Origin of the sequence: Ruegeria sp. HKCCA6707 (genome assembly GCF_013033515.1) — a bacterium.
Taxonomy (GTDB): domain Bacteria; phylum Pseudomonadota; class Alphaproteobacteria; order Rhodobacterales; family Rhodobacteraceae; genus Ruegeria.
In genome coordinates this window covers 331,871-346,193 of record NZ_WQEG01000003.1, presented here as the reverse complement: position 1 = coordinate 346,193, position 14,323 = coordinate 331,871, and the positions used below count along the sequence as shown (strand labels likewise).

Annotated in this window: 15 protein-coding genes; 11 read left to right on the top strand and 4 right to left on the bottom strand. The window is 58.3% G+C overall.

What is annotated here, in order from left to right; genetic code table 11:
• Window positions 1-1,659 (bottom strand): mechanosensitive ion channel family protein, encoded by a 1,659-nt coding sequence (locus GOW40_RS10210; RefSeq protein WP_171130157.1) that lies wholly within the window; start codon window positions 1,657-1,659, stop codon window positions 1-3.
• A 200-nt stretch (window positions 1,660-1,859) separates the two neighbouring features.
• Here GOW40_RS10210 and yajC point away from each other — a divergent pair, with 200 nt between their 5' ends.
• The 10 genes from yajC to GOW40_RS10160 all read left to right on the top strand — a co-directional run bounded on the left by yajC (window position 1,860) and on the right by GOW40_RS10160 (window position 8,865).
• Window positions 1,860-2,144 carry a preprotein translocase subunit YajC gene (yajC, locus tag GOW40_RS10205; RefSeq protein ID WP_171099832.1) on the top strand — a complete coding sequence of 95 codons (285 nt, stop codon included), beginning with the start codon at window positions 1,860-1,862 and terminating at the stop codon, window positions 2,142-2,144.
• 33 nt (window positions 2,145-2,177) lie between these two features.
• Window positions 2,178-3,839 carry a protein translocase subunit SecD gene (secD, locus tag GOW40_RS10200; protein WP_171130155.1) on the top strand — a complete coding sequence of 554 codons (1,662 nt, stop codon included), beginning with the start codon at window positions 2,178-2,180 and terminating at the stop codon, window positions 3,837-3,839.
• Window positions 3,840-3,841: 2 nt separating this feature from the next.
• Window positions 3,842-4,816, top strand: a complete 975-nt coding sequence (secF, locus tag GOW40_RS10195) for a protein translocase subunit SecF (protein WP_171130153.1) — start codon at window positions 3,842-3,844, stop codon at window positions 4,814-4,816.
• On the top strand, window positions 4,809-5,555 hold the full coding sequence (locus GOW40_RS10190; RefSeq protein ID WP_171130151.1) for a sulfite exporter TauE/SafE family protein: 747 nt from the start codon (window positions 4,809-4,811) through the stop codon (window positions 5,553-5,555). Before secF ends, GOW40_RS10190 begins: the two co-directional genes overlap by 8 nt.
• A gap of 8 nt (window positions 5,556-5,563) precedes the next feature.
• Window positions 5,564-5,917 (top strand): Mth938-like domain-containing protein, encoded by a 354-nt coding sequence (locus tag GOW40_RS10185; protein ID WP_171130149.1) that lies wholly within the window; start codon window positions 5,564-5,566, stop codon window positions 5,915-5,917.
• Between the two features lie 145 nt (window positions 5,918-6,062).
• Window positions 6,063-6,677, top strand: coding sequence for a heme ABC exporter ATP-binding protein CcmA (ccmA, locus tag GOW40_RS10180; RefSeq protein ID WP_171130147.1), 615 nt, complete (start codon window positions 6,063-6,065; stop codon window positions 6,675-6,677).
• Entirely contained in the window at window positions 6,674-7,330 is a 657-nt protein-coding gene (ccmB, locus tag GOW40_RS10175; protein ID WP_171099821.1) for a heme exporter protein CcmB, read from the top strand. The genes ccmA and ccmB overlap by 4 nt, the downstream gene beginning before the upstream one ends.
• Window positions 7,331-7,392: 62 nt before the next feature.
• Window positions 7,393-8,166, top strand: coding sequence for a heme ABC transporter permease (locus GOW40_RS10170; RefSeq protein ID WP_171130145.1), 774 nt, complete (start codon window positions 7,393-7,395; stop codon window positions 8,164-8,166).
• Window positions 8,163-8,321, top strand: a complete 159-nt coding sequence (ccmD, locus tag GOW40_RS10165) for a heme exporter protein CcmD (protein WP_171099817.1) — start codon at window positions 8,163-8,165, stop codon at window positions 8,319-8,321. Before GOW40_RS10170 ends, ccmD begins: the two co-directional genes overlap by 4 nt.
• Window positions 8,314-8,865 (top strand): DsbE family thiol:disulfide interchange protein, encoded by a 552-nt coding sequence (locus tag GOW40_RS10160; RefSeq protein ID WP_171130143.1) that lies wholly within the window; start codon window positions 8,314-8,316, stop codon window positions 8,863-8,865. The genes ccmD and GOW40_RS10160 overlap by 8 nt, the downstream gene beginning before the upstream one ends.
• Here the strand turns inward: GOW40_RS10160 and GOW40_RS10155 are convergent.
• Together GOW40_RS10155 and acnA are read right to left on the bottom strand one after the other, a co-directional pair.
• Window positions 8,862-9,563, bottom strand: a complete 702-nt coding sequence (locus tag GOW40_RS10155; RefSeq protein WP_171130141.1) for an SDR family NAD(P)-dependent oxidoreductase — start codon at window positions 9,561-9,563, stop codon at window positions 8,862-8,864. The two genes, GOW40_RS10160 and GOW40_RS10155, sit on opposite strands and share 4 nt — an antisense overlap.
• 133 nt (window positions 9,564-9,696) lie before the next feature.
• Window positions 9,697-12,387, bottom strand: a complete 2,691-nt coding sequence (acnA, locus tag GOW40_RS10150; RefSeq protein WP_171130139.1) for an aconitate hydratase AcnA — start codon at window positions 12,385-12,387, stop codon at window positions 9,697-9,699.
• Window positions 12,388-12,613: 226 nt separating this feature from the next.
• On the opposite strand from acnA, the gene GOW40_RS10145 reads away from it, so the two are divergent.
• Complete coding sequence (locus tag GOW40_RS10145; protein ID WP_171130137.1) at window positions 12,614-13,312, top strand: thioredoxin family protein; 699 nt, start codon at window positions 12,614-12,616, stop codon at window positions 13,310-13,312.
• Here the strand turns inward: GOW40_RS10145 and GOW40_RS10140 are convergent, their stop codons facing one another.
• Entirely contained in the window at window positions 13,313-14,236 is a 924-nt protein-coding gene (locus GOW40_RS10140; protein ID WP_171130135.1) for a lysophospholipid acyltransferase family protein, read from the bottom strand.
• Between the last annotated feature and the right edge of the window lie 87 nt (window positions 14,237-14,323).

Sequence of the window (14,323 nt, the reverse complement as noted above, 5' to 3'; positions counted from 1 at the left end):
CTAACTGTCTGGCACTCCTTGCTGATGTGCCAGATGACCGTCCCATTCTTCGGCCGGTATCTTGGGTTCGGGCGGGTCCGCCATGTAAGAAGGCGTCATGATCTGAACGTTGTTCTCATTGAACACGGCCACAATGTTACGATGCAGATCTGATCTGATTTTGGGAATAATGCTGCCCCGCGTGGTATAGCCGTTGATCTGATAGTTGATCGCGTAATCCGCCAGCGCGGTCCACAATACAAAGGGTTCGGGCTTGGCCTTGAGACCCTTGGTGCGATTGGCGGCTTCAACCAGCATCGCCTCGACCTTCTCGGGCGGTTCCTCGTAGCCGATCCCAACCGTGGTATGCAGCAACAACCCGCTGCCATCGGTCTTTTTCGAAAAGTTCACCACATCCGAGTTCATCAGCTGCCCGTTCGGGATCGAGATCAGCTCATTCTTGATGGATTTCAGATGTGTCTCCATCAGTTTGATTTCGACCACATCCCCAATATGTTCACCGATCTGAATCCGGTCACCGATCGAGGTTGAACGGCGATAGATCACAAACAGGCCCGCCAACATATTTGACACGACCGAGTTCGCACCTAGCGACAGCATCGCGCCAACCAGAATGGTCAGTCCTTGGAACGCTGCCGAATCCGAGCCGGGTATATAGGGCACCGCAAAAACCAATGCGATCAAAACGATGACGACTCGTGCGATATTGAAGGTCGGGTTGACCCAGTGTTTCTCGAAGTCTCCCAGGTCGAACGTGCCGGCTTCGACCGCATCAAAAAACACTCGCAAGCCTTTGATAATGTACAACGTAATCCATGAAATAATCCCCAGCATGATCAGGTTGGGAATGTAACTGAGAATGCCCTTGAATATCAGCAGAACCGGTTCGGTCAAATAGGTCAGCAGCAACTGGGCAAGGTACCTTGTCTCGGCAAAGGCCATAAGGACAAAGGTCAGGTAATAGTAAAAACCCAGGAAGAAGATGATGAGCAGCAAAAAGTTCAAAGCATAGCGGATCAGGGCAGCAATCGCTTCGGCCTGAACGCTCTTGGCCGTAGCGGTCTCGACATCCTTGAGATAGCGCTTCACCACTTTCAGCGTGCGGCGTCTAATGCGTCTATGCAGCCAAAGGATGACCACCACAAAGACAGCAAAACCGATGGTCCAAACACCGGCTTCAATCGCGCCCGAAACCAAGGCTTCGTCGGTCCGGTTGGCGCGGTAGGTGGTAATCGCTTCTTCGATGGCCTGCCCATGCAAAAAGCTCAGGACATCCAATTCCATCTGGTCCAGTTCGGCATCCGCTACCGTAACGATCGAGACCATAACACCATCGGCCAGGATGCGCGTGCCTAACTCTGTGTCTTCAAAAGTGATTTCGACGTCCGTGTCGTCGGACGCCTCGGCGACTTGGATTATCGCGTTTTGCACCGTCTCTGCCCGTTCTGGCGCAGGCAGCGCGCTGGAGCCGCGCAAGAAAAACAGCATATCCCCATCAATGATCACCGGGGCCTTGAAACTGTCGCTTTCGCTGTCTGCAGGTTCGGGCAGTTCCGGCGGCACCTCTTGTGCGTAGATTGATGTCGAAACCATGATTGAAAGAACCACGGTCGAAATCAAAAGCCTAAGCAATCGGAAGGGGTTATAAGTGCTTCTCATTGCATCTCCTGAGCGGAAAGTATATCGAAACCCGCATATTTTCCTAGCAGTTTTCTGAGCTTGTTCGTTCTTCAAAGCGAAGACCGCGAAAAGAGTTGCCGCACCAGAGTGCCGCCTTACCTTGCAAAGCCACGGATCAACGCATAGGTTCCGGCCAAATTTGCGGACAGCTCCGCATCCACAGAACAAAGGAATATCCCATGGAAGGTGGCGCAATCGCCCAGTTTCTCCCGCTGATCCTGATTTTCGGGATCATGTATTTCCTGCTGATCCGTCCGCAGCAGAAAAAGATGAAAGAGCACAAGGCCATGGTGGATGCTCTGCGGCGCGGGGATCAGGTTGTGACCCAAGGCGGGCTGATCGGCAAAGTTGCCAAGGTCAAGGATGACGGAGAGCTTGAGGTCGAAATTGCCGATGGCGTCAAGGTTCGTGTGGTGCAGGCCACCATTGCTCAGGTCCTGAACAAAACCGAACCAGCGAAGTAACTTCGCGCGATACTCCGTTGAAAAGGCAGGGTAATGCTGCAAATTGATACCTGGAAGCGGGTTCTGATCTGGTCGGTCTGTGTGATCGGCCTTTTTATGGCTCTGCCGAATGCGTTTTACACACGCGTCGAAACGTCGAACGACGCCAAGGCCGCGATTGAGCTTGGCGTGGACACGCCGGAAAATCAGGCCGAAGCGGCGGAATGGCCCAATTGGTTGCCCTCATCGCTTGTCAATCTGGGCCTCGACCTGCGCGGCGGTGCGCATCTGCTGGCCGAGGTAAAGGTCGAGGATGTCTACGAATCCCGGATGGAGGCGATGTGGCCGGAAATCCGCGACGCTTTGCGGGATGAGCGTGCGACGGTTGGCACTATCCGTCGGCAGGAATCGCCCCCAGACCAGATCCGTCTGCGCATCAGCCAGCCCGAGGGTATGCCCCGCGCGCTTGAAGTGGTGCGCGGTTTGGCCCGTCAGGTGCAAACGCTCAGCGGCGTGGGCGCAACCGATATTGAGGCCCGCGCGCAGGGTGACACAATCATCGTGCAGCTGTCCGAAGCCGAAAAGCTGGCCACTGATGATCGGACCGTGCGGCAATCGCTTGAGATCGTCCGCCGCAGGATCGACGAGGTTGGCACGCGCGAACCGACGATCCAACGTCAGGGCGCGGATCGTATCCTGATTCAGGTCCCCGGGATCGGCAGCGCGGGTGAGCTGAAAGAGATCATCGGAACCACGGCACAGCTGACGTTCAACCCGGTTTTGGGGCGCGGAACGGATGAGAACGCCTCGGTTGGAATAGGTGAGAAGCTTGCGCCGTCATTGGACGAGCCTGACGTCTACTACACTTTGGATTCATCGCCGGTCGTTACTGGCGAAGAACTGGTCGATGCGCAGCCCGCTTTTGACCAGAATGGTCGCCCAGCGGTCAGCTTCCGGTTCAACACATCTGGCGCGCGGAAATTCGGCGACTATACGCTGGAGAATATCGGTGCGCCCTTCGCCATCGTTCTGGATGACGAGGTGATCTCGGCCCCGGTGATCCAAAGCCATATCCCGGGCGGATCGGGCATCATCACCGGCAATTTCACCGTCGAGGAAAGCACCAACCTGGCCGTGTTGCTGCGGGCAGGGGCCTTGCCTGCGGAACTGGAGTTCCTCGAAGAACGCACCATCGGCCCGGAACTGGGGCAAGACAGTATCGACGCCGGTAAGGTCGCCACCATCGTGGCCTTTGTGGCGGTTCTGGCCTTCATGGGTCTCAGCTACGGTCTGTTCGGCATCTTCGCCAATATCGCGCTGATCATCAACGTTGGACTTCTCTTTGGCCTGCTGTCGCTGATCGGGGCCACGCTGACCTTGCCGGGTATCGCAGGGATCGTGCTGACCGTCGGCATGGCAGTGGATGCCAACGTACTGATCTTTGAGCGCATCCGGGAAGAGCTGAAATCGGCCAAAGGCCCGGCCCGTGCCATTGAGCTGGGCTATGAAAAGGCGCTGTCGGCCATTCTGGATGCCAACGTCACCACATTCATCACCGCCGTGATCCTGTTTGCCATGGGCAGCGGTCCCGTGCGCGGCTTTGCCATCACATTGGGCTTGGGTATTCTCACCTCGGTCTTCACTGCGATCTTCGTGACCCGTTTGATGATCGTGATGTGGTTCGAACGCCGCCGCCCCAAAACGATCGAGGTTTGATCATGAGACTGAAACTCGTCCCCCAACAAACCTCGTTCGATTTCTTCAGCCGCTGGAAAATCTGGCTGGGCATTTCGGGCCTTATGATGGTCATCGCCTTTGCGTCCTTCATGCTGCAAGGGCTGAATTTCGGCATTGATTTCCGAGGTGGGACCACGATCCGCACCGAAAGTACGCAGCCGATTGATGTCGGGGCATACCGTGAAGCCATAGCTCCGTTGGAATTGGGAGATGTCTCGATCACCGAGATCTTTGACCCAACCTTTGGCCCCGATGAGCATGTCGCAATGATCCGCATACAGGCCCAGGAAGGGGCCGAAGCGGTAAGCGCCGATATGATCACGCAGGTCGGTGAAGTTCTTGCCGCTGCCGATGCGGGTTTGAAGCTGCCTTTTGAATCCGTCGAATCCGTCGGCCCCAAAGTCTCGGGCGAGTTGATCCAGACCGCCGTTATCGCGGTGGTTCTCGCGATTGGCGCGGTCTTGGTCTATATCTGGCTGCGCTTTGAATGGCAGTTCGCACTGGGCGCGGTGGCCGCATTGGTGCACGATGTGATCCTGACCATCGGTATCTTCTCGGAGCTGCAAATCCGCTTTGACCTGGCCATCATCGCGGCCCTTCTGACCATCGTGGGTTACTCGTTGAATGACACCGTGGTGGTCTTTGACCGCGTGCGCGAAAACCTGCGGAAATACAAAAAGAAAGACCTCAAAGAGGTGCTGAACATCTCGATCAACGAAACCCTCAGCCGGACGGTGATGACCTCGGTGACCACATTGCTGGCGCTGATCTCGCTCTATGTGCTGGGCGGTGACGTGATCCGGGGCTTTGTCTTTGCGATGATCTGGGGCGTGATCGTGGGCACTTATTCGTCGGTCTTTGTGGCCTCGACCATTCTGCTGTGGCTGGGGGTCAAGCGCGACTGGTCGAAACCGTCAAACACGGCGGGCAACCAATTCGCAAATATCGATGCCTGAGCTTTTCGGCCAGTCCCCACAGGGGCTGGCCATAATTATAGTCGGAGCATTGCTTGGCGGCATCGTCCGCGGCTTCTCCGGCTTTGGCACTGCATTGGTCTTCCTACCCATCGCAAGCCCGTTCCTGGGCCCGTTTGGTGCCATTATCGCTTTAGTGATCATGGATGTCTTTGGCCCCCTGCCAAATCTGCGCCGCGCCTGGGCGGATGTGAACAAACCCGATCTCGCCCGCCTGCTGCTGGCTTGCGGCCTGATTCTACCTATGGGTCTCTGGCTGCTCGGTCGAACCGAGCCCGAGGTCTTTCGCTATGTGGTCAGTGGGTTGTCGCTGACGATGCTGGTTATCTTGATCTTTGGCCTGCGCTATCGCGGGACTGTCACTGGCCCGATGGTCTTTGGCACGGGTGCCGCTGCCGGGTTCCTGGGAGGTATCGCGGGGCTGCCAGGCCCTGCGGTGATCCTGTTTTACATGTCGCGCCCGCTGCCCGTTGCGGTGATCCGCGCCACGATCCTGCTCTTCCTCTTGGGCTTCGACGTCCTGATGCTGGGTTATCTGACCGGGATGGGAGAACTCAGTTGGACAACCGCATCGCTGGGCCTAGTGCTGGCAATCCCGAATGTGGTGGGTAACCTGCTGGGCGGCTGGGTCTTCCGCCCCGAAAAGGAACATCTCTATCGCGGTGCAGCCTATGTGGTCATCGCGGCCGCCGCCTTGTTTGGCCTGCCAATTTGGAGCTAGAAAGACCTATGCGATTGAACGAAATCACCTATAGCGATGCAAAGCCCGTCGACGGATACGGCCCCGGTTTCTTCCGCATCGGTGGCACTGTCCACGACGGCGCGGTCCTTACTGGCCCCACCGGTACTTCTGCTTGGGGCGGCCTTAGCGACGCGGACCTGCTGCTTGAACTGGCCACCCACGTGGATGTCATCCTGATCGGAATCGGGCCCGAGATGGCGCATATCCCGTCAGACCTGCGCAGCCAGTTGGAATCCGCGGGCCTGGGCGTCGAAATCATGAACTCCCCCGCCGCCTGCCGCACCTATAATGTGCTTCTGTCGGAAGGACGCCGCATAGCGCTCGCTCTACTTCCCGTCTGACGAGATCCGCCTTCATCTGGCTGAAATCACCCGATGGTGTACGAGGGACTGGCCGCTCACGCCGTCCCGCACCAACCACAGCCGGGGGTATTCCTGCGGCAAATCCCACCTTTTGCGCGGCCCAACAATCAGTTAAGCGGGTTTCATGACGCTAAAGGTTTCCGATCTGGCCATCGCCCGTGGTGGCATCCCTGTGCTCGAAGGGCTCAGCTTTACCCTGCCCCCGAGCGCGGTGCTGATCCTGCGCGGGCCCAACGGGATCGGAAAAACCACGCTCTTGCGCACCCTGGCCGGGTTGCAGCCCGCCTTGTCAGGGCAGATCGCTGGGGCAGAGGACCAGATAGCCTATGCCTCACACGCGGACGGAATTAAGCCAACCCTGACGGTGACCGAGAATCTCAGATTCTGGGCCTCGGTCTTCGGCACCGCAGATATCAACACGGCTCTGCAAGCCTTTGCTCTGAGCGACCTGGCGCACCGCCCCGCCGGGCAGCTCTCGGCCGGGCAAAAGCGGCGCTTGGGTCTGGCGCGCATGCTGGTCACGGGCCGTCCGATCTGGAGCTTGGATGAGCCCACGGTCTCGCTGGACCAAAATGCCGTGACGCTGTTTGCCGACGTCATCCGCGAACATCTGGGGCAGGGCGGTTCGGCCCTGATCGCAACCCATATCGACCTTGGTCTCGACGCCAAGGTTTTGGAACTGGCGCCCTTCAAAGCCAAACCAAAACCGATCGACGACACGGATGGAGGGTTCCTGTGATTGCCCTTCTGCTGCGTGACCTCAAACTCGCCATCCGCGCCGGAGGCGGGTTCGGCCTGGGTCTGGCCTTTTTCCTGATCGTCACCATCCTGGTCCCATTTTCGGTTGGGCCGCAATCGGCGCTGCTCGCCACAATTGCACCAGGTGTTCTGTGGCTTGGCGCGCTCCTCGCTTGTCTACTGTCCCTCGACCGACTGCTGGCGCTGGATTGGGAGGACGGCTCGCTTGACCTGCTGGCCACCGCCCCGCTGCCACTGGAAGGCGTTGTTTCGATCAAGGCGCTGGCGCATTGGATCACCACCGGGCTGCCCCTGGTTCTGGCCGCGCCGGTTCTGGGTGTGCTGCTCAGCCTGCCCGGACAGGGCTATGTCTGGCTGGTGATCTCACTCTTGCTGGGCACCCCGGCGCTCAGCGTGATCGGAACCTTCGGAGCAGCCCTAACCGTGGGGCTGAAGCGCGGTGGCTTGCTGCTGTCGCTTCTGGTTCTGCCGCTTTACGTCCCCACACTGATCTACGGGGCCGAGGTCGCCCGACGCGGCGCCATCGGAATGGAGGTTGAAACCCCTTTGCTGATGCTGGCGGGGATAACAGCGGCCACTGTGGCGCTGCTGCCTTTTGCCAGCGCGGCGGTTTTACGTGTCAATCTTCGGTGACAAGTGGGCGCGATTGATTGATGTCAATTGAGAACCGGGCCGAGTCAGACTAGATACAGCACATGACAATTGCAGCCAAAGCCAACTCTGTTTGGGAATACGCCAACCCCAAGAAATTCCTGGCGACCAGTGAACGCGTCTTGCCGTTCTTCTGGGTTACCTCTGCGCTGTGCGTGGGGATCGGGCTGATCTGGGGGTTCTTTTTCACCCCCGATGACTACAAGCAGGGCTCGACCGTCAAGATCATCTACTTGCATGTGCCCTCGGCGCTGATGGCAATCAATTGCTGGCTGATGATGCTGGCAACCTCATTGATCTGGCTGATCCGCCGCCACCATGTCAGCGCTCTGGCCGCACGCGCCGCAGCACCGGTTGGCATCGTGATGACATTGATCGCTCTGGCGACCGGAGCAATCTGGGGGCAGCCGATGTGGGGGACATGGTGGGCCTGGGATCCGCGTCTGACCTCGTTCCTGATCCTGTTCCTGTTCTATCTGGGCTATGTGGCCTTGTGGCAGGCGATTGATGACCCGGACACCGCCGCCGATTTGACTTCTATCCTTTGCCTCGTTGGCTCGGTCTTTGCCATCCTCAGCCGCTATGCAGTGAACTTCTGGAATCAGGGGTTGCACCAGGGTGCCTCGGTGATGCGGGCCGGTGCAATAACGGGCACCGACACAGAGGAAAAAGTCTCCAACGTCTTCTTCTATCCCTTACTGTTCTGCATCATTGGCTTTGTCCTGCTGTTCATCGCGCTGGTGCTTTATCGCACCGGGACCGAAATTCGCGCCCGACGCATGCGGGCACTGTTGGCACGTGAAAGGGTAGGTGGATGATCCCCGATCTTGGAAAATACGCTGACACGGTGCTGTCAGCCTATGCGGTCTCGATCCTGCTGTTGATCGGGTTGGTGGTCTTCAGCCTTCTCCGCGGTCGCAAGGTGCGCACCCAGATGGAGCAGGTCGAGCAGAGGGTCACCCGAAATGGCTAGGATCTCACCCCTGATGATCGCGCCGCCGCTGATCTTTGGCGCTTTTGCCGTTCTGGCCGGGATCGGCATGTTCCGCGATGACCCCGATGCGTTGCCCTCTGCGCGCGAAGGGCAACCCGCACCACCTGTGGTACTTACACCTTTTGCCGACAAGACGGGTTTTGATGACGCCACGCTGCGCGACGGAGAGGTCAAGCTGGTCAATTATTGGGCCAGCTGGTGTGCGCCGTGCCGGGCCGAACACCCAAACCTGCAAGCGCTGTCGGATGAGGGCATTCCGGTCTATGGTGTGAACTACAAGGATCAGCCCGATAATGCGCAGGCCTTCCTGAATGAACTGGGCGATCCCTATGCGGGCATCGGTACTGATGCGCAGGGACGCATGGCGCTGGATTGGGGCCTTTACGGCGTGCCCGAAACCTATGTGATCGACGGTGACGGCACTATCGTCCTGCGCTTTGCCGGCCCCATCACCCAGCGGGTGATCGCCAGCACAATCCGCCCGGCGCTTGAAAAGGCCGCGCAAAACAGAACGTTACGCTAAAGGCGATACCCTCCGCCCACGCCCAGAATTTCGCCAGTAATGAAATCGGCCGCATCCGAGGCCAAAAACCGTACTGCCTTGGCGATATCCTCGGGCTTGCCAATTCGGCCCAGCGCTGTGTCCTTGACAAAGAGCGCGGTCAACTCCTCTGACCGGGGGGCTTCGGGAATGTTGATCGCACCCGGTGCAACAGCATTCACGCGGATCCCCTCCGGGCCCAGCTCTTTTGCCATGGCGCGGGTCCACAGGTTCAGCCCCGCCTTGCTGGCCCCGTAGGTCGCGGCCCCGCGCGGGGGCAGGACGGCGTTGATTGATGAGATATTGACGATCGCCGCGCCTGCTTTCAAATGCGGCAGCGCGGCAGAAAGCAAGGCCGCGGGAACTGACAGGTTCAAATCCAAAATGGCCTGCTGGTCCTGCCAGTTAAACGCCTCTTTCGGCGACATCAGCACGGCACCGGCATTGTTCACAATCACGTCCAGCCGCCCGAACCGCGCAATCACCTGCGCTACAACAGCCTCTGCCTGGCCTTCCTCAGTCAGATCAGAGCGAATCGCCAAAGCGTTGCCTTGCAGCAGATCCTCCGACGGCTCCGAGTTCAGATAGGTAAACGCAACCTGATGATCGCGCCTCAGCTCTTCGACAATCGCACGCCCAATGCCGCGCGCGCCGCCTGTGATCAATGCAACTTTGTCCATGCGCTCATCACATCGACAAAATCGCGAAAAATCAACTTCTTCTGTTCAAAAATACCTCGGAGCGCGAGGCAGAGCCTCGCAAGAAAAAAGGACGCCCGAAGGCGTCCTTTCAGATGCTATCCGCTATTCGCGCTCAGCCCGCTTTGGCCAGGTTGCGCAGAACATAGTGCAGAACACCGCCGTTTTCGATGTATTCAATCTCGGGCGCGGTATCGATGCGGCATTTCAGGGTGATCGTCTTCTCGGTACCATCCCCGTAGACGATCGAACAAGGCACTTCCTGAAGCGGTTGGATCGTATCCAGACCATGGATCGAAACTGTCTCATCACCCTTCAGACCCAGGGTCTTGCGAGTGTCACCACCGGTGAACTCGAACGGGATGACGCCCATTCCAACCAGGTTCGAGCGGTGGATACGCTCAAAGCTTTCGGCGATCACAGCCTTCACACCCAAAAGCGCGGTGCCTTTGGCCGCCCAGTCGCGCGAAGACCCCGCGCCATATTGCTCGCCACCGAAGACGACCAGCGGTGTGCCCTGTTCTTGATAAGCCATGGACGCCTCGTAGACCGAGGTCTGTGCGCCATCGGGGCCTTTGGTATAGCCCCCCTCAACACCATCCAGCATCTCGTTCTTGACGCGGATATTGGCGAAGGTGCCGCGCATCATGATCTCGTGGTTGCCACGGCGCGACCCGTACGAGTTGAACTCGCGCGGTGCCACTTGACGTTCTGTCAGATACTTGCCCGCAGGTGTGGTTGTTGCAAAGGATCCAGCAGGCGAGATGTGGTCGGTTGTGATCATGTCCCCCAGGATCAGCAGAACCTTGGCGCCGTCGATATTTGAGATGGTGCCCGGCTCGGCCCCCATGCCTTGGAAATAAGGGGGGTTCTGGATATAGGTCGAGGTCGGTGGCCAGTCATAGGTTTCCTGCTGCGGAACCTCAACTTCCTGCCATTTCTCGTCACCCTTGAACACATCGGCGTATTTCGACTGGAAGGCCTCGCGGGTCACGGTTGCCTCAACCAGTTCGGCAATCTCGCTTTGGCTAGGCCAGATGTCTTTCATATAGACGTCGTTGCCATCTTTGTCTTGGCCGATCGGCTCGGACGTGAGGTCGATGTCCAGCGTTCCGGCCAGCGCGTAAACCACGACCAGCGGGGGCGAGGCCAGATAGTTGGCGCGCACATCAGGCGAGATCCGACCTTCGAAGTTGCGGTTGCCCGACAGGACAGAGGTTGCGACCAGGTCGCCCTCGGCAATGGCTTCCGAGATCTCTTGCTGGATGGGTCCCGAGTTACCGATACAAGTGGTGCAGCCATAGCCCACAAGGTTGAAGCCAACCTTGTCCAGATCCTCTTGCAGACCGGCGGCCTCAAGATAAGCCGAAACAACCTGCGATCCCGGTGCCAACGAGGTTTTGACCCACGGTTTGCGGTTCAGGCCCAAGGCCGCGGCTTTGCGTGCCACCAGGCCCGCGCCGATCATCACATACGGGTTCGATGTGTTGGTGCAAGAGGTGATCGAGGCGATCACAACCTTGCCCGATTCCATGGTGTAGTCTTCACCTTTGACCGCGACTTCCTTGCCCATGGGGCGCTTGAAGGTCTCGGCCATTTCTTTGGTGAATGCGGCTTTGGCATCGGTCAGTGCCACATAGTCCTGCGGGCGTTTTGGGCCCGAGATGGCGGGAACGATGGTGCCCATGTCCAGCGACAGGGTGTCGGTATAGATCGGCGCGTAGTCTGCATCGCGCCAGAATCCGTTTTCCTTCGCATAGGCTTCGACCAGAGCGATCCGATCTTCGTCACGGCCTGTGTTCCGCAGGTAGCGCAGGGTTTCACCGTCGATCGGGAAGAAACCACAGGTCGCGCCGTATTCAGGCGCCATGTTCGCAATCGTCGCCCGGTCGGCCAGCGGCAGACGGTCCAGACCTTCGCCATAGAATTCGACGAATTTACCCACCACGCCTTTTTCGCGCAGCATTTCCACAACTTTCAGAACCAGGTCAGTGCCGGTGGTGCCTTCGACCATGGCGCCGGTCAGTTCAAAGCCAATCACTTCGGGGATCAGCATCGAAATCGGCTGACCCAGCATCGCGGCTTCGGCCTCGATTCCGCCAACGCCCCAGCCCAGAACGGCCATGCCGTTGACCATGGTGGTGTGGCTGTCGGTGCCTACCAGCGTATCAGGGTATGCAACCTCGTCGCCGTTCTGATCGGTATCTGTCCAGACGGTCTGGGCCAGATATTCCAGGTTCACCTGGTGGCAGATACCGGTTCCGGGGGGAACAACGCGAAAGTTGTTGAACGCGTTCTGGCCCCATTTCAGGAACTGGTAGCGCTCCATGTTGCGCTCATATTCGCGATCCACATTCATCTGGAAGGCGCGCGGGTTGCCGAACTCGTCGATCATGACCGAGTGGTCGATGACCAGATCCACCGGGTTCAGCGGGTTGATCTTCTGTGCGTCGCCACCCAGACCTTTGATCCCGTCGCGCATCGCGGCCAGGTCCACAACGGCGGGAACGCCGGTGAAGTCCTGCATCAATACGCGGGCCGGGCGATAGGCGATTTCACGCGGGTTGTTGCCGCCATTCGCACCCCATTCGGCAAAGGCCTTGATGTCGTCGACCGAGACCGAGAAACCGTCATCCTCGAACCGCAGCATGTTTTCCAACACCACTTTGAGCGCGGCAGGCAGTTTCGAGAAATCGCCCAGACCGGCCTCTTGCGCGGCGGGGATTGAGTAATAGGAAATGGACTTGCCATTCACGCTCAGGCTGCGGCGTGTCTTGGCGGTATCCTGTCCGACTTTGATGGGCATCTAATGGCCTCCCTCTCAAATGACGTGGATTTTGGGATTCGCTGAGGCGTATCTGCATGACGTTGGCCTTCGGTTCAAGAGCTTACAGACCATCTGCGTCAATTTTTGTATACCATTGCACACATTTTTGTGCGTCACACTGCAGTATCTCTCTCGAAACCTTGATTGGAGGCGGAACCGTTAAGCAAGTATTGTGCCCGAAATGCTTACCAGATCGAGTAGTCAAATGTTCCGAGCCGCAGCCCTTGCGCTGGCATCTCTATTGCTTGCGCCCACCGCCCACGCCCAGCAAAACCCGGTTGTGGTCGAGCTGTTCACGTCTCAGGGATGCTCATCCTGCCCGCCTGCCGATCGTATCCTAGAAGAACTGGTCAAACGGGATGACATTATCGGTCTGGCACTGCATGTGGACTATTGGGACTATATCGGATGGAAGGACGAGTATGCCCATCCGGATCATACCTTTCGTCAACGCGCCTACGCGCGCGAGGGCGATCGGACAATGATCTATACTCCTCAGATGGTGATCAACGGCCAGCAGGATGTCGTGGGCGCAAAGGCTGCCGAGTTGGCCGAGGTAATCAACTCGTATCTGACCGAAGCGCCAAAAGCCTATGTGCAGGCGGCGCGCGTGGGTGAGGATGTTACGGTTGAAGTGACCCCCGTGGAATTGCCGCAAGGGCAGACCTATGAAATTCGCGTGGTGCAGTATTCACCGATGCGACACGCCTCGATCAAACGCGGTGAGCTTGCAGGACGTGACCTGAGTTATGCCAATGTTGTCGAGAAAACGCAGATTGCCGGACATTGGGACGGGATCGCGCCACAGAAATTCAGCGCATCTCTGTCTGAGGCACTGCCAGCCGTGGTCCTGGTGCAACGCGTCGGTCATGGCCCGATTGTAGCGGCAACCAAGGTCAAGTGATCAGGGCATGTCCTGCGGTTGAACGCCCAAGCCGTTCCAAGCCTTCCAGCGACGGTGGATCCAGAACCACTGGCCCATATGCTGTCGCACCATGCCTTCAAGGTCGTCATTGGTGTACTGAGTCATGGTTTTGGGGTCGGTATGCGCAACCGGATCGTGGAGGACGATCTCGAAATCGATGCCATTGGGCTCTCGGACCGCATAGCAGGGGATCAGAACAGCGTTGTATTTGATCGCCAGTTCGGCGTTGAGCACCGAGGTGACGGCGGGCTTGCCGAAAAAGGCCAGTTCTTCACCGCCATGGGCATGCAGATCGGAAACAATGGCGATGATGCCGCCCTTCTTGAGCGAGCGTACCATCTCGACCATGCCCTTGCGCCCCTGTTCGAACATGGGCGCACCGGTTTTGTAGAATGCCTGCACATACATGTCGTTGAAATAGGGGTTTGCCATCCGACGATAGAGGCAGCCGATTGGTTTGCCGCTACGCGCCTGCAAAGCAATCCGCGCGGCCAGGTAATGGCCGAAATGGGCGGTGATCATCATCACCGGGCGCCCTTCGGCAACTGCTGCGTCAAAGGCGGCGACACCCGAGCCTGAAACCTTGGCATTGCTTTGGCGTTCGATGAAGCCTTCGGGTGAGAAATGCTCCATGATCGCGCGGCCGGCATTGTCGGGTACTGCGCGGCTGATGCGACGGATTTCGTCTTCTGAAAGCTCGGGGCAGGTGAGTTTCAGGTTGCGCCGCACGCGCGTGCGAAATCCCACCACAGGTGCCAGTGTGCGCATGATCGCGCCCATCGCACCGATCCGGCGCTCGTAAGGCAACAAGCGCATTCCGCCGATAATACCCTTTAGGGCCAAGTTGATGGCATAGTAGCCTGCAAGCTCGAGACGGCTGCGGTCCGACTTTTCGACGGGCATTCGGGGGACTCACCAAGTGCTGTGATTTTCGGCACCAGACATATCGCCACAATTCGCCAACCACAAGCCGCGCAAGCGGGGGCGCGA